Annotated in this window: 19 protein-coding genes; 6 read left to right on the top strand and 13 right to left on the bottom strand. The window is 64.6% G+C overall.

Annotated features, from left to right (window positions below):
• Window positions 1-344: 344 nt before the first annotated feature.
• From N2602_RS18890 to N2602_RS18880, 3 genes are all read left to right on the top strand, one after another.
• Window positions 345-1,127 (top strand): outer membrane protein, encoded by a 783-nt coding sequence (locus N2602_RS18890; RefSeq protein ID WP_172789132.1) that lies wholly within the window; start codon window positions 345-347, stop codon window positions 1,125-1,127.
• Window positions 1,128-1,406: 279 nt separating this feature from the next.
• Entirely contained in the window at window positions 1,407-1,592 is a 186-nt protein-coding gene (locus N2602_RS18885; RefSeq protein ID WP_172789131.1) for a hypothetical protein, read from the top strand.
• Window positions 1,593-1,612: 20 nt separating this feature from the next.
• Window positions 1,613-2,383, top strand: coding sequence for an SDR family NAD(P)-dependent oxidoreductase (locus N2602_RS18880; RefSeq protein WP_212258597.1), 771 nt, complete (start codon window positions 1,613-1,615; stop codon window positions 2,381-2,383).
• A 108-nt stretch (window positions 2,384-2,491) separates the two neighbouring features.
• On the opposite strand, the gene N2602_RS18875 is transcribed toward N2602_RS18880, so the two are convergent.
• The 5 genes from N2602_RS18875 to N2602_RS18855 form a co-directional block, all read right to left on the bottom strand.
• Window positions 2,492-3,259 carry an outer membrane protein gene (locus N2602_RS18875; protein WP_212258596.1) on the bottom strand — a complete coding sequence of 256 codons (768 nt, stop codon included), beginning with the start codon at window positions 3,257-3,259 and terminating at the stop codon, window positions 2,492-2,494.
• A gap of 178 nt (window positions 3,260-3,437) precedes the next feature.
• A complete protein-coding gene (locus tag N2602_RS18870) occupies window positions 3,438-4,685 on the bottom strand; it encodes an FAD-dependent oxidoreductase (RefSeq protein WP_260383544.1) in 1,248 nt (415 codons plus the stop codon).
• Between the two features lie 153 nt (window positions 4,686-4,838).
• Window positions 4,839-5,234, bottom strand: a complete 396-nt coding sequence (locus tag N2602_RS18865) for a hypothetical protein (protein ID WP_212258594.1) — start codon at window positions 5,232-5,234, stop codon at window positions 4,839-4,841.
• Window positions 5,235-5,311: 77 nt separating this feature from the next.
• Complete coding sequence (locus N2602_RS18860; protein WP_172789126.1) at window positions 5,312-5,527, bottom strand: hypothetical protein; 216 nt, start codon at window positions 5,525-5,527, stop codon at window positions 5,312-5,314.
• 93 nt (window positions 5,528-5,620) lie between these two features.
• Window positions 5,621-7,135: a caspase family protein gene (locus N2602_RS18855; protein ID WP_260383543.1), complete on the bottom strand. Its 1,515-nt coding sequence runs from the start codon at window positions 7,133-7,135 to the stop codon at window positions 5,621-5,623.
• Window positions 7,136-7,335: 200 nt separating this feature from the next.
• Between N2602_RS18855 and N2602_RS18850 the strand changes: the two genes are divergently transcribed.
• From N2602_RS18850 to N2602_RS18840, 3 genes are all read left to right on the top strand, one after another.
• Window positions 7,336-8,292, top strand: a complete 957-nt coding sequence (locus N2602_RS18850; RefSeq protein ID WP_260383542.1) for a helix-turn-helix transcriptional regulator — start codon at window positions 7,336-7,338, stop codon at window positions 8,290-8,292.
• A gap of 322 nt (window positions 8,293-8,614) precedes the next feature.
• The gene (locus N2602_RS18845; protein ID WP_260383541.1) at window positions 8,615-10,123 is read left to right on the top strand and encodes a DEAD/DEAH box helicase; all 1,509 of its coding nucleotides are present in this window, start codon (window positions 8,615-8,617) and stop codon (window positions 10,121-10,123) included.
• A gap of 166 nt (window positions 10,124-10,289) precedes the next feature.
• Entirely contained in the window at window positions 10,290-11,357 is a 1,068-nt protein-coding gene (locus N2602_RS18840; RefSeq protein ID WP_172788695.1) for a GGDEF domain-containing protein, read from the top strand.
• A gap of 88 nt (window positions 11,358-11,445) precedes the next feature.
• Here N2602_RS18840 and N2602_RS18835 read toward each other — a convergent pair whose 3' ends face one another.
• The 8 genes from N2602_RS18835 to N2602_RS18800 form a co-directional block, all read right to left on the bottom strand.
• Window positions 11,446-11,865, bottom strand: coding sequence for a TfoX/Sxy family protein (locus N2602_RS18835; protein ID WP_260383540.1), 420 nt, complete (start codon window positions 11,863-11,865; stop codon window positions 11,446-11,448).
• A 167-nt stretch (window positions 11,866-12,032) separates the two neighbouring features.
• The gene (locus N2602_RS18830) at window positions 12,033-12,434 is read right to left on the bottom strand and encodes an iron-sulfur cluster assembly accessory protein (RefSeq protein WP_158671097.1); all 402 of its coding nucleotides are present in this window, start codon (window positions 12,432-12,434) and stop codon (window positions 12,033-12,035) included.
• 49 nt (window positions 12,435-12,483) lie between these two features.
• Window positions 12,484-12,855, bottom strand: a complete 372-nt coding sequence (locus tag N2602_RS18825; protein WP_063683732.1) for an SUF system Fe-S cluster assembly protein — start codon at window positions 12,853-12,855, stop codon at window positions 12,484-12,486.
• The gene (locus N2602_RS18820; protein ID WP_172788693.1) at window positions 12,852-14,099 is read right to left on the bottom strand and encodes a cysteine desulfurase; all 1,248 of its coding nucleotides are present in this window, start codon (window positions 14,097-14,099) and stop codon (window positions 12,852-12,854) included. Before N2602_RS18820 ends, N2602_RS18825 begins: the two co-directional genes overlap by 4 nt.
• Window positions 14,096-15,400, bottom strand: coding sequence for a Fe-S cluster assembly protein SufD (gene sufD / locus N2602_RS18815; protein WP_260383539.1), 1,305 nt, complete (start codon window positions 15,398-15,400; stop codon window positions 14,096-14,098). Before sufD ends, N2602_RS18820 begins: the two co-directional genes overlap by 4 nt.
• Window positions 15,401-15,412: 12 nt before the next feature.
• Window positions 15,413-16,165, bottom strand: a complete 753-nt coding sequence (sufC, locus tag N2602_RS18810; RefSeq protein WP_172788691.1) for a Fe-S cluster assembly ATPase SufC — start codon at window positions 16,163-16,165, stop codon at window positions 15,413-15,415.
• A gap of 67 nt (window positions 16,166-16,232) precedes the next feature.
• The gene (gene sufB, locus N2602_RS18805) at window positions 16,233-17,729 is read right to left on the bottom strand and encodes a Fe-S cluster assembly protein SufB (protein WP_260383538.1); all 1,497 of its coding nucleotides are present in this window, start codon (window positions 17,727-17,729) and stop codon (window positions 16,233-16,235) included.
• A gap of 113 nt (window positions 17,730-17,842) precedes the next feature.
• Window positions 17,843-18,982: a cysteine desulfurase family protein gene (locus tag N2602_RS18800; protein WP_260383537.1), complete on the bottom strand. Its 1,140-nt coding sequence runs from the start codon at window positions 18,980-18,982 to the stop codon at window positions 17,843-17,845.
• Window positions 18,983-19,001 lie beyond the last annotated feature (19 nt).

Raw genomic sequence — 19,001 nt, 5'->3', positions numbered from 1 at the left:
CCGGGTGGACTGCCGGTATTTCGTTAATTCCCGGATCGTCTCAAGGCGACTCGGCCAGCGACTCAACGGATGCCGCGACCGAGGCATGTTTGCCTCCATTTCGGACAAAGCCGAATTTGCTAACGAGACGTTACCAAAATCGAAACGCCGGAATTCGCTCAAGTTATTGAAATACAATCGATATTACAGATTCCCGCGACAACGCCGCAAATACCTCCGCACCGGCGTTTTCCGGCGACTGTGCCTGCCCTGCAACAGCATTTCGGCGAGAACCGTCTATAGTTCGGGCATCAGATGACACGGACTTCAGTGCGCTCGCGCCGACAAGGTTTGGGGATTTTAACATGAAGAAGATTTTGCTCGCTCTGACCGCGGTCGCGGCGATGACCGGTTCGGCCTCGGCTGCCGACTTGGCTGCCCGTCCCTACGCGAAGGCCCCGATGCCGGCGCCCGTCGCCAATTGGACCGGCTTCTACGTCTTCGGCGGCGGCGGCGGCGGTCTCTCGAATGCTGACCAGAGCGTTGTCGATACCGGCACGGGTACCCCGCTGACGATCACTCAGCGCCAGGGCGGCTCGGGCTGGTTCGGCACGGTTGGCGCCGGCTACGACTGGCAGTTCAGCGGCACTTGGGTCGCTGGTGTGTTCGCCGACGGTCAGTTCGGCAGCATCCGCGCCACCATCCAGGATCCGACCCTCGGCATCACTGGCAACCAGAAGCTGGAAACCTCCTGGGCTGCGGGTGTTCGCCTCGGTTGGCTGGTCGCCCCGAACGTTTTGTCCTACGTCAATGGCGGTTACTCCGGCGCTCATTTCGGCCAGACCAACTTCACGACGCTGGGCGGCACTCCCGTGGGCGTCCATCTCAGCAGCTACGATCGGCATGGCTGGTTCGTGGGTGGCGGCGTCGAGAACAGCCTGAACATCTTCGGCATCACGTCGCCCGGCTGGTTCATGAAGACCGAGTATCGTTCGGCCTTCTACAATGCCAAGACTCAGGACGAACTGTTCGACGTCAGCAACCTTCCGGTCGGCAACAGCATCCGCGCTAACAGCTGGAACCAGACGATCTCGACCTCGCTGGTCTACCGCTTCAACTGGACCGGTCCGGTCGTCGCGAAGTACTGATCTGATCTCACGATCAAGCGTCAAAGCCCCGGCATCGCCGGGGCTTTTTCGTTTGAGGTTCTATCGTCCGACACTGACCTTGAGCGCTTCATATGGGCCGGCGAGCCGGGCGCGCCCTGGACGATCTTGCGCATCGACATGCGTCCTCCGCGCGGCCTTGCGGCCACCGCCCATTGTATCCGCACCAGAGCTACGGCTAGTCTGGCGCCAAGTTTTCGTGGCTGCGGCATTCATTGAATGCCGTGGACCGCGACAGAAGCGGACCGATGGGAGGAAGGCATGCGCAGATTTCTCCTGGTGGCAGGCCTGTTTGCCACCGCTCTCGGGCTGCTCTGGATCGGACAGGGCACCGGCACGGTTCCGTGGCCCCGATCGAGCTTCATGGTCGACCAGCTGCAATGGGCCGGCTATGGCGCAGCCATGGCCGGGTTCGGTCTGGTGCTGATCTGGCAGAGCAACCAATAAAGAAACCAGGGAATACAAGCATGACATCCAGCCGGTTCGATCTCCGCGGCAAGGTCGCGATCGTCACGGGAGGCAATGGCGGCATCGGGCTCGGCATGGCGCGGGGCCTCGCCGATGCCGGCGCCGATATCGCCGTGGTCGGACGCAACGAGACCAAGTCCGCGGCCGCCGTGGCCGATCTCAGGCAGCGCGGCGTGAAGGCGATCGCCGTCGCCACCGACGTCACCGACAAGGCGGCGGTCGCCTCCATGATCGAGCGCGTCGTCAAGGAGCTCGGCCGCATCGACGTCCTCGTCAACAATGCGGGCATGAGCATCCGCAAACCGCCGCACGAGCTCGAGCTCGACGAGTGGAACAAGGTGATCGACACCAACCTCACCAGCGCCTTCGTGTGCTCGAAGCTGGCCTATCCCGCGCTGAAGGCGTCCGGCAACGGCAAGGTGATCAACATCGGCTCGATGATGTCTATCTTCGGCGCGAGCTTCGCGACTGCCTATGCGGCCAGCAAGGGCGGCATCGTGCAGTACACCCGCGCCTGCGCCAATGCCTGGGCGCCCGACAACATCCAGGTCAACGCCATCCTGCCGGGCTGGATCGACACCGATCTCACCCGCGGCGCACGGCAGCAGGTCTCGGGGCTGCACGAGCGCGTGCTGGCGCGAACGCCCGCGGGGCGTTGGGGCGACATCGACGACTTCGCCGGCATCGCCGTGTTCCTGGCATCGCCCGCGTCGAATTTCGTCACGGGCACGGCGATCCCGGTCGACGGCGGATTTTCGGTGATGGCCTGAGGCCCGCCCGCCCGCCGATAGCGCAAAAAAAAGAAGCCCCGGACAAGGCCGGGGCTTTTAATTTAGGCAGTGCTTTTCTTGATCGTTGGTCGCGTTGCGTCGACGTGCTCAGTAGCGGGCGATGGTGGGGGCATCGAACTTGTAGCTCGCGCGCACGACGGCCCACTGAATGTCCCGCGGCTTGGCATCGAAGGTGTAGCTGCCGCCGGTGCCGCCGAGCTGATAGGTCTGGCTGCCGAAGGCCGCGTAATTGTATTCGAGGCCGACGATCCAGTTGCGGGTGACGCCGTATTCCCATCCAGCGCCGACGGTCCAGCCGTTGGCCCAGTGGGTCTGACCGCCGGAGCCCGTCGCCGGAGCGACCGTGTCGGCGACCGAGAGACGGTTGTTCACGCCGGCATAGCCGCCCTTGATGTAGAAGAGGTTGTTCTGCACGGCGAAGCCCGCACGGCCCACGACGGTCGCGAGCACGTTGGCGCGCCAGGAGAACACGTCATCCCCGGCACCAAACGCGGTGTTCGTGAACGAGCCCTTGTTGTCGAGGCCGGAGATCGTGCCTTCCACGCCGAACACATAGTTGTTGGCCTGCCAGTTGTAGCCGATCTGGGCGCCGCCCATGAGGCCCGAACCACGCTGCCGATAGCCCTGGCCCGGAGCGAGATCGCCGAATGCCGTCGTGTTGCCGCTGTTGATGAACTGTTCGTTGGTCCATGCGCCACCGATGTGGCCGCCGACATAGAAGCCGGTCCAGTTGAACAGCGGCTCGACGTAAGCGGGCGCCTTCGTGTAGCGCGCACCGAGATCGGCGGCGGAAGCAGCACCCGTCGAAACCAGAGCGGTCGTGCAGGCGAAGGCGGCAATCAATTTATTACGCATGGTACACCCCGTGTCCTTGATGGGCGCACGGTCACAGACGGCCCTTACTAAAATTGAAATCAACACGGTTAACGTGGCGGTTGAACGTGCACCGTGGCGTCAATCCGGTAGCGCTGTTGCAGGCGCGCAACGCGCCGCGCGCGATTTCACGCAACGTTATCCCTACCGAAGTCCTACGCTAAAATTCCGGTGCGGCCCGCGAATGCACGTGCTCCGGCCGCACGCCGAGCGCGATCAGGCGCGCCGGAATGCCCTGCAGCCATGGCAGCGCGGTGATGAGGCGCACGACCAGCGGCACCTTCAGTGGTCGATCGCCGCCCTGCAAGGCGCCGCTGATGATGTTGTTCTGCACGACCACCTGCATGCGCTGCGTCATCTTCACCGGGAACTCGCGACGGCGCCTGATGGCATCGAGCTCGTGCTCGGACGGGCAGCCATGCTGCAGCTTGTCCGCCAGGAGGTTCGCGGTCGCAACCGCATCCTGCACGGCCAGATTGACGCCGACGCCGCCGACTGGCGACATCGCATGCGCGGCGTCGCCAATGCACAAAAGGCCGGGCTGCGTCCAGCGCGCCAGACGGTTGATCGCGACGGTGAGCAGCTTGACGTCGTCGAAGCTCTTCACCTCGGCGATGCCGGAGCGGAGCATCGGCGCCATCCGCACGACGTCGTCGAGCAGCGCCGGCAGCCCCCTCGCCTTCACCGCCTCGTACTGCCCCTTGGCGATGACATAGGCGCATTGCCAGTAATCGCCGCGGTCGAAGGTGATCATCATCTTGCCGGGCTCGACCCGCGCGAACACGTTCTCGGTCTCGTCGGGTCTGCGGCCGGCCCGGAACCAGAGCACATCCATCGGCGCGCCGATCTCCTCGATCGCAAGCCCAGCGCGCTCACGCACCGTCGAATGCCGGCCGTCGCAGGCGATGGTGAGATCGGCTTCGATGTCGATATTGCCGTCAGGCGTCTTCGCCCGCACGCCGGCGATCGTCTCGCCACGGCGGATCAGATCGATCGCCTCCGTGCTCATCATCACCTCGAGGGAAGCAAAGCGCCGGCCGGCCTCGCGCAGAAAATTCAAGAAGTCCCATTGCGGCATGAAGGCGATGAAGGGGTATTTGGTATGGAGCCGGCTGAGATCGGCAATGCGCACCGGCGTGCCGCCGAACAGGCCGTCCATCTTCTGCAGGCGCTGGTGCGGCAGCTTCAGGAAGTCGTCGATCAGGCCGAGCTCGTCCATCACCTGAAGCGTCGAGGGATGCACGGTGTCGCCGCGGAAGTCGCGGAAGAAATCCGCATGCTTCTCCAGCACCACGACGTCGATTCCGGCACGTCCCAGGAGATAGCCGAGCATCATGCCGGCAGGTCCGCCGCCGACGATGCAGCAGCGGACTTTCATGGTCCGCTTCGCCTGTTGATCGGATGTCATTGCCGCCGCGATCTACTATCGATCAAGAAATACCTGACGATACTAGCGCGATTCACGGCGAGACGGTCTCAATTTGCAGCGACAGCCCGTGCGGGCCGTTCGCAGCATACAAAGGCCCGCAGGAGCGCGGGCCTTTGCTTGATGCGGGGATGACTATTTCTGGTCTTCGTTGCTGGTCCCGGACCCCGGACTGCCGATCGGCATGCCATTGGGCGCATGACCGACGCCGGAGTTTCGCTCGGCCTGGGCGGCAGCAGGCGACCTACCGTTCGCGGTCGGTGGCTGAACATTCGGATTGTTCGGGCTGTTGTTGGTCTTGACGTTCGCTCCGGTGGTGGTTCCCTGGGTCCCCATTCCGGACGGAGCCGACGGTCCCGAATTGGCGCTGCTGGACGACGTGCCCGTTCCGGCACCTGAGCTTGCCGCAGATCCCGCGCTGGCACCACTGGCACCGCCCGCACCACCGCCGCCGCCACCTCCGCCTTGAGCAAGGGCGGTCGTCGAGACTGCAGCACAAGCGATCATCACGAGAATGGATTTGCGGATCATGGATCGTCTCCCTGGTTTGGCAGACAATCCGAGTCAGCAGGAGTAGTTCCTTCCGAGAGACTCGACGTTCGCTTGCCTCAGGGCTTTTGCGACTTCCGTTCCCACGGGCGCTTGCCGTCAGCGTCGCGATCCCAGGGTCGGGTGATCGGAGCGACCCTCTCTTCTTCAGCGGCTTTCGCCCGATCCGCTTGGACGCGTTCGCGGTCGGTGAGTGGCGGCGCGCCGGGGGCCGCAGTCGTTTGGGCCAGAACCGGAAGCGTCGTAAGGAACGCTGCGATGATGAATTTTGTCATCCCCGGCTCTAGCACTTTCACCTTGACCTGTCCGATTTAACTTCGTTCACGCCGTAAGGTGATCCTGTCACAATCCGCCGGCCGAACAGCGCATCAATTGTTGCTCCGGTTCGCGCTCCTGAAGCTCTTGATCTCCGAGACGCTGCCGTCGCGATAGGTCAGCTCGACCGAGACGGATTTCGTGCTTGGCGCGAGCTTCATGTAGAGCGGCATGCCGGCGCTGACTGCGCTGGGATCACGCATGTCGCAGGCCGGCATCTTCAGCACCTGATTGGGCACGGCGGTGTCGATGCCGATGCGCACCTCGCGGATGGCGCAGCGATAGGAGACGAGGTGGGTGTAATAGACGAGCAGCCCGTTGAACTCGCGGAACGACAGCCAGCTCGTCGAGGTCATGTCGAGGATCTTGCGCTGGTCGCGGATCAGCGCGGCCTCGGGATCGAACCTGATCGGGAACGGGCCCTGCATGTCGCCGGACTGGTCGACGTAGCGAACCTCGATGGTGCCGGCCTGCGCATCCGGCGGCAGCTCGATCGACGGGTTCGGCATCCGCTTGCGCGTGCGCGGATCGAGCGTGTCGATGAAGCCGGTCTCGCGGAAATCGCCCGCGCCGGCCATGCGCCAGGAAATGCCGAGCGTCGGATCGGCGAAGGAGAACGTCACGCTCCAGCCGCCATTGTGCCGCGAGAAGCTCGCGATCGGCGCGTTGAGGGCCTCCTCCTTGGGCATCTGCGGCACCGACACCGGCGGCAGCGCCGCGAGCTTCTGCGGCGGCGGATCGTCCGAACGCGCGACGGCGTCCTTGGCGAGGCCGCTGAGGAAGACATCGTCGACCATCTGGTCGAAATAAACAGGCACCTGCCTGTGCTTCACGGTATCGGCCATCTCGCTGACGGCACGGCGGGTCCGCTGCGCCACCTGCACCAGGTTCTCGCCGGGCTTGAGCAGCTCCTTGGCGAAAGTGCGCGTGAACACCGAATTCGGATTGGCGTCGTCATTGGAGAGGCGATCGAGCGCGGTTTGGCGGGGACCCGCGGAGAACACCGAGAACACGCCCTCGGGCAGCTGCGTCATCGGCGCGAGCCCGCCGCCGCCGGCGACCGCGCGGGTGCCCTTGCGCTCGAACGGATTGTTGCGGCAGGCATCGAACACCAGGATCGAGGTCCGTGCCTTCTTGTTCTGAAGCCGCTCGACGATGCGGTCGGCCAGGATCGAGGCGTCGCGCACCAGCTCTTCCTGCCCTTCGGTCGCCGCCGGCACGTCGGTCGGCAGCAGATAGTTCTGGCCGGCGATCTCGAAGCCGTGGCCGGCATAGAAGAAGAACGCGGTGTCGCCGGGCTCGATCGCCTTGTCGAAGGCGAGCAGCGTCTCGGAGAATTGCTGCCGGCTCTGGTTCTCGGCGACCATCACCGAGAAGCCGAGCTGCTTCAGCGTGTCGCCCATGGTGCGGGCATCGTTGACGGCCTTGAGCAGCTTCGGCACGTTCTTGTAGTCGTTGTTGCCGACGACGAGCGCGACGCGCTTCTCGGCACAGGCGGGCGCGGCGAAGCCGCTCAGGCTTGCTGCGAGGCCAAGGGCCGCCAGAATTCTGAAAAGCCGACGCGTCATCGCAAATTCCTGTTGTAGAACCGGCCCTGCCGCCGATCTTCGAACGGCAGTTCATGGGACCCCCCGCCGCTGTGTGATAGTCGGCCGAGACCAGACGACGGTTCAAGGGACCTGGAGCTCCGGTTGCGCGATCCGGCTATGGCCGATTCCGCTGGAATCTGTTTCCCTTTGGACAATTTCGCTGAAAGCGAGGGACTGCCGTGTTGCACTGGTGTACGGACGAGGTCGACCCGAAGGATCGGTTCGACTATTGGCGCGAGGTGCGCGCCAGGGGATTGTTCGGCGTCACCGCCGAGCTCGCGCGCGAACGGCGCGCGGACTTTTTCGGCGAATTCTCGCTGCGTCGGCTGGGCGGCGCCGGCCTCGTCGAGCTGAAAGCCTCGCCCTACGCGGTCGAGCGCAGCGCGTCGGACATCGCCTACGCCCCGGGCGAGGCGATCTGCGTCTACCAGCAGCTCGGCAGCGGTGGCTGGTTCGGCGGCATGCGCACGAGCGACTTTGCGATTGCCAATGGCAGCTTCGCCACCAGCCATACCGACCTGCCCTACCGCACCGCGCCGCTGGGCACCGGGGGGTTCCACCTGCGGATCCTCAAGATCCCCGTGAGCAGCATCCCGGTGCAGGACAAGCGCATGCGCGAGCTTGCGCCCAGGACCTTCAACCATCCGGCCCTGGCATCCCTTCTCGCGGCCTGCTTTGCCGATCTCGGCGAGATCGCCGCGGACGATGCGGCCTCTGCCGTCCAGACCTCCTTGGTCCAGGCTTTGGCCCATCTGGCGCTGATCGAGCGCGGCGTCGTGCGGCCCGGCAGCCGTCGGGGACAGGAGGCACTGCGGACCGCCCGCCTCTCGCAAGCCCGGCGGCTGATCGTGCGCCACCTTGAGGACCCCAATCTGGCGCCGGCCATGGTGGCCGACCTGCTCGGCGTCTCCGTGCGTCACCTGCACATGCTGTTCGAGATGGCGGAGAAGAGCTTTTCCCAGACGGTGACCGACGAGCGCCTGAATCAGAGCCGCCGCCTCCTGCGCGAGGCGCCGGAGCGGCTGATCGCTGATATCGCGGCCTCGTGCGGCTTCGAAAGCCTCGCGACCTATTACCGGGTGTTCAACGCCGCCTATGGCATGGCCCCCGGCGACTTCCGGGCCAAGGGGGACTGACAAGGGCACGGACGGGCGTTAGCTGCCGTCTTGGGCGCGGGCGGGCGGGCTGAGGTCCTCGCGGGAAAACCCGAGCCGCGCCCGTGATTTGGGCAAAAACCTCAGGTTTTTTAGGCTCTTCCCGCGCCCGCTCCATTGACTTTGGCCAATTCCCGCCTATGTTCCGGGGCGACGCGGCTCAGATCGAAGAGCGATTCCTGAGCCTTGCGCTTTGTCCGCGTGAGTCAGCACCCCCAGCTTCTTTGAGAGCGCGCCGTTTCGGGGTGGAACGCGACAGCCTTATTACCCTCGATTCCGAACGGCGGTTTCGACCAGAGGCTCAATGTCCTTTTCAGATCTCGGACTGTCCGAAAAAGTCCTCGCCGCAGTGGCGGCCACCGGTTACACCACCCCCACCCCCATTCAGGAACAGGCGATCCCCCACGTCCTCGCACGCAAGGACGTGCTTGGCATCGCCCAGACCGGCACCGGCAAGACCGCGGCATTCGTGCTGCCGATGCTCACCATCCTCGAAAAGGGCCGCGCCCGGGCGCGCATGCCGCGCACGCTGATCCTTGAGCCGACCCGCGAGCTGGCGGCCCAGGTGAAGGAAAACTTCGACCGCTACGGCGCCGGCCAGAAACTCAACGTCGCCCTCCTGATCGGCGGCGTCTCGTTCGGCGACCAGGATGCCAAGCTGATGCGCGGCGTCGACGTGCTGATCGCCACCCCGGGCCGCCTGCTCGACCATACCGAGCGCGGCGGCCTCCTGCTCACCGGCGTCGAGCTGCTCGTCATCGACGAAGCCGACCGCATGCTGGACATGGGCTTCATCCCCGACATCGAGCGCATCTGCAAGCTCGTCCCCTTCACCCGGCAGACCCTGTTCTTCACCGCGACCATGCCGCCGGAAATCCGGCGCATCACCGAGGCCTTCCTGCACAATCCGCAGAAGGTCGAGGTCTCCAGGCCCGCCACGACCGCCGTCACCGTGACGCAAGCCCAGGTACCCGCCGGCCGCGAGGCGCACGAGAAGCGCGAATTGCTCCGCCGCCTGCTGCGCGAGGCGAAAGACCTCAAGAACGCGATCATCTTCTGCAATCGCAAGCGCGAGGTCGCGATCGTTCACAAATCGCTGCAGAAGCACGGCTTCAGCGTCGGCGCCCTGCACGGCGACATGGACCAGCCGGCCCGCATGGCGGCACTCGACCAGTTCCGCAAGGGTGAGCTGCCCCTCCTCGTCGCCTCCGACGTCGCCGCCCGCGGCCTCGATATTCCCGAGGTCAGCCATGTCTTCAATTTCGACGTTCCCCACCACGCCGACGACTACGTCCACCGCATCGGCCGCACCGGCCGCGCCGGCCGAACCGGCACCGCGATCTCGATCGTGACACCGCTCGACCAGAAATCGATGGCGGCGATCGAGAAGCTGATCGGCCAGAGCATTCCGCGCGCCGAAGGCGACTATGACGTCCTCGCCGAAGCGGGCGAACAAGGCGAGCGTCCGCGCGAACAGCGCGGCCGCGAGCGTTCACGCGGCGGACGCGGCAAGCCGCAGCGCGGCGAGCGGCGCGGTCATGACCGCGAACGCGGCCACGAGCCGCGCGAGGCACGTGGCGAGGCCCGGCCGGCTCCCGAGGCGAGGCCCGCACGCGAGGCACGGCCTTCGCGCGAAGCCAGGCAACCATCCGAGCCGCGCAATGGTGCGCGACCGCAAGCGAATTCGTCGCATGTGCCCTCGATCGGCCGTCCCGAGCCGCGCCGCCAGCGCGAGGTCGATACCGAGCCGGGCGATCACTCGCATCTGCCGGCTTTTCTGCTACGGCCGGTCCGCTCCCCCGCCGGCGCCTGACGCGCGCCGGTACTACCTGACTTCGGTTGAAAATCCTCGCTTTGCAATTATCTGGATGCGCCCGTGAACGTATATTTACGGGGTGTTCACAATCGTCCGTTAGCCTACGAACATAATTTAAGTATTGCTGCGGTCGATGGCGCGTCGGCCGCTGTGGGGATGTTCCGTGATCAAGGTGCTCGACGAACACGAACGCACGATGGCGTTCGCCGAGGTGGCGCTCGGCCAGATCCGATCGCTGCGACAGACCGCCATTCCCCGCAATTACGAGATTTGGTACGTCTACGCGACCGGCTACAACGCACCGCTCAACAAGATCATCAATGAGACGCTGGCGCGCAGCGGCAAGCTGACCGAAGCCGATCTCGAGCAGATCTACGAGACCTATCTCTCCCACATCAAGACCACCGACCGCATCGACAAGGTCGGCGCGCGCGTCGTCGGCGAGATCGACGACGTGGTGAAGGTGCTCGGCGAGGCGCTCGGCATGACCGGGGCCTACGATACCAGCCTCTCGGGTGCGACCGAGAAACTGTCGTCGGCCGAGAGCCGCGACCAGATCAAGGCGATCGTTGAGACCCTGCTGCGCTCGACCAGCGAGATGCGCGAGGCCAACAAGGCGCTGGAAGACCGTCTGACGCTGTCGAAGAACGAGATCAGCAATCTCCAGCAGAGCCTGGAGGCGATCCGCGCCGAGAGCCTGACCGATCCGCTCACGGGCCTGGGAAATCGCAAATATTTCGACCGCATGATCGGCATGGCTGTGCAGAGCGCGCTCGCCTCGGGCGAGCCGCTGTCGCTGCTGCTGTTCGACATCGATCACTTCAAGTCGTTCAACGATTCCTACGGCCATCTCACCGGCGACCAGGTGCTGCGGCTCGTCGGCCTTTCGCTCAAGCAGACCATCAAGGGCCAGGACATCACCGCGCGCTACGGCGGCGAGGAATTTGCGGTGGTGCTGCCCAACACCGCGATGCGCCAGGCGCTCACGGTGGCCGATCACATCCGCCGCGCCGTGATGGCGAAGGAATTGAAGAAGAAATCGACCGGCGAGATCCTCGGCCGCGTCACCATCTCCGTCGGCGTTTCCATGCTGAGGGAGGGTGACGACACCGACGCGCTGATCGAGCGTGCGGACGCCTGCCTCTACGCCGCCAAGCGCAACGGCCGCAACCGCGTGATCTGCGAAGCCGATCCGGAATTCGCGATCGAGAGCCACAGCCGGGTGGCGTGACGTTCATCCTCGCATTTGTAGGGTGGGTTAGCGCAGCGTAACCCACCTCTTGTCTATCAAGATGGATGAAGTGGTGGGTTACGCTGCGCTAACCCACCCTACGCACCGTCTTCTTGGCAACCTTCTTCGCCAGACGCTTCTTCGGCGCAACCTTCTTCTTCACCGCCTTCTTCGCCTTCGGTCGTTTCTTCACCTTGGCGCGCTGCGCCGCGGCGAGCGCCGCCCTCGCCCATTGCGCCAGCTCTGCGGAATCATCGAACAGGCGCGCCGGCAGCTCCCAGTAGGAATTCACCACCACGGTCTTGGCGCGGGTCGAATACTGGAACGGCTTCGAGCCTTCGGCTTCGAAATCGGGAATGGTCGTCTCGTCGGCGCGGAAGAACAGGCCGGCGCGCAGTGACAGCGCGAAATTGACGCCGTCGGCGGAGATGCCGAAGCCCGAGAACATTTTTCGGATGGTGACCGGGCCGAAATCGGCGAACAGGTCGATCAGGAATTCGCGGTCCATCGGAGGCTACCCTGCGCAAGCAAGTGAGCCTTCATAGCATTTCCGTCATTGCGAGCGAAGCGAAGCAATCCAGACTTCCGCCGCGGAGGCAGTCTGGATTGCTTCGTCGCCAGCGCAAAATTGCTTCGCAATTTTGTCGCGGGCTCCTCGCAATGACGGTGGAGAGATTACCCGTCGATCTTGGCCGGCCGCAGCTCGACCGATTCGCCGCAGCCGCAGGCGGAGATCTGGTTGGGATTGTTGAAGACGAACTGGGCCTGCATCTTGTCGGCCTTGTAGTCCATCTCGGTGCCGAGCAGGAACAGCACGGCCTTGGGATCGACCAGGATCTTGACGCCCTTGTCCTCGACGACCTCGTCGGTCGGGCGGATCTCGTGGGCGTATTCGACCGTGTAGGACTGGCCGGCGCAGCCGCCGTTCTTGACGCCGACGCGCAGGCCCACGATCTCGGAATCGGCGCGCTGGGTCAGCTCGGTGATGCGCTGGGCAGCAGCGTCCGTCAGCCGCATCACCTGCGGGCGCGGACGCCGCGGCTTCGGAGTGGAGGATGCTGGTGTCGCCTGGGTCATGTTGTTTATGTGGTCCGTTGCGGAGCGAATTCAATGCGGGCCGAGGCCGTCACCACATGTTCAGCACGAGGCGCGCCTCGTCGCTCATGCGCTCGGGCGACCACGGCGGCTCCCAGACGACCTTGACGTCGACCACGCCGACGCCGGGGACGCTGGCGACCGCGTTCTCGACCATGGTCGGCAGCTCGCCGGCGGCCGGGCAGTTCGGCGTCGTCAGCGTCATCTGGACGTCCACCGAGCGGTCGTCCTTGATCTCGACCTTGTAGATCAGCCCGAGCTCGTAGATGTCGGCCGGAATTTCCGGATCGAACACGGTCTTGAGCCCGGCGATGATCTCGGTGGTGAGACGCTCGGTCTCCTCCGGCGGCAGCGCCGAATGGGTCTCCATCGGATTGGCTTTGATTTCGGCCGTGTCACTCATGCGAACAAATCCCGCGCCTTCAGCAGCGCCTGTGCCAGATGATCGACTTCTTCCCGCGTATTATACATGCCGAACGAGGCCCGGCAGGTGGCCGTGACGTTGAACCGCTCTAAAAGCGGCATGACGCAATGGGTGCCGGCGCGCACCGCGATGCCCTGGCGGTCGATCACGGTGGCGACGTCATGGGCATGCGCGCCCTTGAGCTCGAAGGAGATCACCGGGCCCTTGCCCCGCGCCGTGCCGATCAGCCGCAGCGAGTTGATCTCGCGCAGCTTCTCCTGGGCGTAGGCGGTGAGATCGGCCTCGTGGGCGGCGATGCGCTCCTTGCCGATCGAATTGACGTAGTCGATGGCGGCGCCAAGGCCGACGGCCTCGACGATCGCCGGCGTGCCGGCCTCGAACTTGTGCGGGGGATCGCCATAGGTGACGACCTCGCGTGAGACCTCGCGGATCATCTCGCCGCCGCCATTGAAGGGGCGCATCGCGACGAGGTGGTCGTACTTGGCCCAGAGCACGCCGATGCCGGTCGGGCCATAGACCTTGTGGCCGGTGAAGACGTAGAAGTCGCAGCCGATGTCCTGGACGTCGACGGGCAGATGCACCGCGCCCTGGCTGCCGTCGACCAGCACCGGAATGCCGCGGGCATGGGCGATCCTGACGACGTCCTTGACCGGCACGATGGTGCCGAGCGCGTTCGACATCTGCGTGATCGCAACCAGCTTGGTCTTCGGGCTCAAGAGCTTCTCGAACTCGTCGATGAGGAAATTGCCCTCGTCGTCGACCGGCGCCCACTTGATGACCGCGCCCTGGCGCTCCCTCAGGAAGTGCCAGGGTACGATGTTGGAGTGGTGCTCCATGATGGAAATGACGATCTCGTCGCCTTCCCCGATATTGGGGGCACCCCAGGAGGATGCGACCAGGTTGATCGCCTCGGTCGCATTGCGGGTGAAGATCACTTCCTCGGTGCGCGCAGCGTTGATGAACTGCGCCACCTTGGCGCGGCCGCCCTCATAGGCTTCGGTCGCGGCATTGGCGAGGTAGTGAAGGCCGCGATGCACGTTGGCGTATTCGGACGTATAGGCCTGCGTCATGCGGTCCAGCACGGCGCTCGGCTTCTGCGCCGAGGCGGCGTTGTCGAGATACACGAGCGGTTTGCCGTAGACCTGCATGGCGAGCGCCGGAAAATCCTGGCGCACGCGCGCAACGTCATAGGCCCCGTTCTTGACCGCCGGATGCGTGCTCATGACCGCCGCTCCAGCCAGCGCTCGGCGATGCCGATCACGTGCTCGCGCAAGGTATCGTCGGCGATCTGCTCGATCGCCTCGCCGACGAAGGCCTGGATCAGCAGCGCCTGGGCCTGCTTCTCCGGCAGGCCGCGGGCCTTCAGATAGAACAGCAGGCTCTCGTCCAGCGCGCCGGCGGTCGCGCCGTGGCCACACGAGACGTCGTCGGCAAAGATTTCCAGCTCGGGCTTGTTGTCCGCTTCGGCCTCGTCCGACAGCAGCAGCGCCCGGGTCATCATCTTGCCGTCGGTCTTCTGCGCGTCGGGGCGGACGATGATGCGGCCCTGGAACACCGAATGGGCGCGGTCGTCGATCACGGCGCGGAAGATCTCGCGGCTGACGCAATTCGGCACGGCATGGTCGACCACCAGCGTGGTGTCACCGTGCTCGGTTTTCTTCAACAAGTTGACACCGTTGGCCGAGAGCTCACTGCCCTCGCCGGCCAGCGTGATGAAGCCCTGAAGACGGCTCACCGCGGCGCCCGTGGTCATGTTGAAGAAATTGAACTTCACATTGGCGCCGATGGTGACGAACTGCGAGGTGACGTTCACAGCGTCGGGCGCGTCGTCCATCAGGCGGATATGTGCGACGTCGGCGTTGTCACCGACCGAGACGATGACGGCGTCGTTGACCTGATAGGCCTTGGCTTCCGCCGCAACAAAAGTCTCGACGATGGTGACGCGAACGCCCTTCCCGACCGCGATCTGTGAGCGGGTGAAGGCCGAGGTCGACGCGGCGGTCGCGATGTGGATGATCTGGATCGGCACGGACAGCTGCGCGCCATCCGCAATCGACAACACGACGCCGTCGGTCGCCATTGCTGCGTTCAGCGCGATCACGGCATCGCTGGACGCGGTCTTGAGGAGACCGGCATCCTTGTCCAGCGTCTCGCGCAGCGTCTCGAAGCTCACTTCGGACGCAAGCGCCTTCACGTCGGAAAGCTCGGCTGCGAACACGCCGTCGACCAGCACCAGCTTGCGGGCGCCCGCGATGGCATGCGCCTTGACCGCGTCCGCGGCGCGCTTCACCGCGGCGGCATCGGGCGCGCCTGCCAGCGGCAGCATCTCGCCGACCAGCGCGCGCAGGTCGGTGTATTTCCATTCCTCGATCCGGCGGTGCGGCAGGCCGAGACGCTCATAGGTCTCGAACGCCTCGCGGCGCACTGCTGCCACATCAGGCGAACCCGGCAAGCGGCCCTCGGCGCTGGCGAAGAGATCGCTCACCGCGCGGCCGCCCCCGGTCTTTGCCACAGCAACGTTCATCTTGAAAATTCCTTACGCGGCATCCTCGAACTGGGCGTAGCCGGAGGCTTCCAGCTCCAGCGCCAGATCCTTGCCGCCGCTCTTCACGACGCGGCCCCTCGACATCACGTGCACGAAATCGGGCACGATGTAGTTGAGCAGCCGCTGATAATGGGTGATGACGACCATCGCACGCCCCGGCGAGCGCAGCGCATTGACGCCGTCGGCCGCGATCCGCAGCGCATCGATGTCGAGACCGGAATCCATCTCGTCGAGGATACACAGGCTCGGCTCGAACAGCGCCATCTGCAGCACCTCGTTGCGCTTCTTCTCGCCGCCGGAGAAGCCGACATTGACGCCGCGCTTGAGCATGTCCTGCGGAATGTTCAGCGACTTCGAGACTTCGCGGACCTTCTTCAGGAAGTCCGGCACCATCAGCTCGCTCTCGCCGCGCGCCTTTCGCTGCGCATTGAGCGCAGTGCGCAGGAAATTCATGGTGGTGACGCCGGGAATCTCGACCGGATATTGGAACGCCAGGAACACGCCCTTGGCGGCGCGCTCGTCCGGGTCCATCTCCAAGAGGTCCTCGCCCCTGAACAGGATCTGGCCGTCGGTGACCTCGTAGCCGGGCTTGCCAGCGATGACGTGCGAAAGCGTCGACTTACCGGAGCCGTTCGGCCCCATGATCGCGTGCACCTCGCCCTCGTTCACGGTCAGCGTCAGGCCGTGGAGGATCTCACGCTCCTCGACACGAACCTTGAGGTCTTTCACTTCAAGCAAAGCCATCTTGGTATCCAGTCTATTCAATTCAATTGATGTTGGTGCGCGAGGCGCGCGCCGCGAGGGTCGGCAATTAGCCGACCGACCCTTCGAGCGAGATCGAGATCAGCTTCTGCGCTTCCACCGCGAATTCCATCGGCAGCTGCTGCAGCACGTCCTTGACGAAGCCGTTGACGACGAGGCCGACCGCTTCTTCCTGGCTGAGCCCGCGCTGGATGCAGTAGAACAGCACGTCCTCGGAGATCTTCGAGGTCGTCGCCTCGTGCTCGAAGGTCGCCGACGAGTTCTTGGCCTCGATGTACGGCACGGTGTGCGCGCCGCATTTGTCGCCGATCAGCAGCGAATCGCAGGCGGTGAAGTTGCGCGCCCCGGTCGCTTTCCGATGCGCCGTGACGAGACCGCGATAGGTGTTCTGCGACTTGCCGGCGGCGATGCCCTTGGAGATGATCCGGCTCGACGTGTTCTTGCCGAGATGGATCATCTTGGTGCCCGAATCGACCTGCTGGAAGCCGTTCGAGATCGCGATCGAGTAGAACTCGCCGCGGGAGTTGTCGCCGCGCAAGATGCAGCTCGGATATTTCCAGGTGATCGCCGATCCGGTCTCGACCTGGGTCCAGGAAATCTTGGAATTGGCGCCGCGGCAGTCGCCACGCTTGGTGACGAAATTGTAGATGCCGCCCTTGCCTTCCGAATTGCCGGGGTACCAGTTCTGCACCGTCGAATATTTGATCTCGGCATCGTCGAGCGCGACGAGCTCGACCACCGCGGCATGCAGTTGGTTCTCGTCGCGCTGCGGCGCGGTGCAGCCCTCGAGATAGGAGACGTAGGAGCCCTTGTCGGCGATGATCAGCGTGCGCTCGAACTGGCCGGTGTTGCGCTCGTTGATGCGGAAATAGGTCGACAGCTCCATCGGGCAGCGCACGCCCGGCGGCACGTAGACGAACGAGCCGTCGGAGAACACCGCCGAGTTCAGCGTCGCATAGAAATTGTCCGAGGTCGGAACCACCGAACCCAGATATTTCTGCACCAGCTCAGGATGCTCGCGGATCGCCTCGGAGATCGGCATGAAGATGACGCCGGCCTTCTTCAGCTCGGCCTTGAACGTGGTCGCAACCGAGACCGAGTCGAACACGGCGTCGACCGCGATCTTGCGGCGGGTCGGATCCTCCTCGCCGGGCTTGGGTTCGACGCCTTCGAGCATGGCGACTTCCCGCAAGGGGATGCCGAGCTTCTCGTAGGTCTTCAGGATCTCCGGATCGATCTCGTCCAGTGAGGAGACCGTCTTCTTCGGCTTCGGCGCCGCGTAGTAATAGAGGTCCTGGAAGTCGATCTTGGGATAGTCGACGCGGGCCCAGGTCGGCTCCGTCATGGTCAGCCAGCGCCGATAGGCCTCCAGCCGCCACTGCAGCATCCAGGCGGGTTCGTTCTTCTTCTGCGAGATGAATTTTACGATCTCTTCCGATAGCCCCTTGGGGGCCTTCTCGGTGTCGATCAGGGTCTCAAACCCATAACGATACTGGTCGACGTCGATGCGCTTCACGCGCTCGACCGTCTCTTGTACGGCTGGCATTCCATCCTCCGCTCGCGGTTTCAAGGACCGCGGTGGATCAAACTTGGACGAGTATTACGATATTTCTCCGCGGAAAGCACGGGCTTAGAACCGTTCAAGCCGTGTTTCGTCGCTCATCTCTTAAGTAGGGTATTACCAAGCTTTCGCCAAGCCTCTAACGCCCGATTGATGTCCTCCGGTTCCGTGGACCAGCCCAGACTGAGACGCACCGCTCCCTGGGCCACCGCGGGATCATAGCCCATCGCCGACAGGACGTGAGACGGCTGGACCTTTCCGGAGGAGCAGGCGGAGCCGGAGGACACCGCGATTCCCTCCAGATCGAACCCGATCACGGCGGTTTCGGCCTTCAAGCCCGGCGCGGTGAAAAGGGCGGTATTTGGCAACCGCGCCACCTCTGTCGCAAAGACGGTCGTCCCGGGTACGTCACGAAGGCCATTTTCCAAACGATCTCTGAGGCTTGCCATGCGCTTCACATCCTCCGGCAGAGCCTGAAGCGCAGCCTTTACCGCGGCCCCGAAGCCGGCGATCCCGGCAATGTTCTCGGTTCCGGCCCGACGGTTGAGCTCCTGCCCGCCGCCCCGCAGCACCGGCTCAAGGCCGCTTATCCCCTCGGTCAGCGCCAGGGCGCCGACCCCCTTGGGACCGCCGATCTTGTGCGCAGAAAAGGTGGCAAGGTCCGCGCCTACCGAATTGATATCGAACGGTATTTTGCTCAGTGCCTGGATCGCGTCGACATGCAGGAGGCCGCCGGCCTCGTGGACGATGCTCGCAGCCTCGGTGACGGGCTGAACGGCGCCCGTCTCGTTGTTGGCGGCCATGACCGAGACCAGGGCTGGCGGGCCGTCCTTCAGCTGCCGCTTCAACTGATCGAGGTCGACCACGCCGGAGCGCGTGACCTGGATCAGGCCGATCTTGTCCGCCGGGAACCGGCCGCCGGCCAGCACCGAGGCGTGCTCAACCGCCGAGACCAGCAGCCGCGCGACAGGTCCGCCGGACGGACCCCGCAAGCCCGGCGAGAGCGCCAGCGCATTGGCCTCGGTTCCAGCTGAGCTGAAGACGACGTTGCGCGGCTGCGCCCCCACCGCGGCCGCAAGCGTCGCGCGAGCTTCTTCGACCAGCCGCCGCGCCTCCCGCCCCTCGGCATGGACCGAGGAGGGATTGCCGACCAGGTCGAAGGCCGCCACCATCGCCGCCCGCGCCTCGGCGCGCAGCGGCGTGGTCGCATTCCAGTCGAGATAGACACGGTTCGGCATCTCGCCCTCTTAGCACCTT

This window comes from Bradyrhizobium sp. NC92 (genome assembly GCF_025200865.1).
GTDB lineage: Bacteria > Pseudomonadota > Alphaproteobacteria > Rhizobiales > Xanthobacteraceae > Bradyrhizobium.
This window is presented reverse-complemented; position numbering and strand designations above follow the sequence as displayed.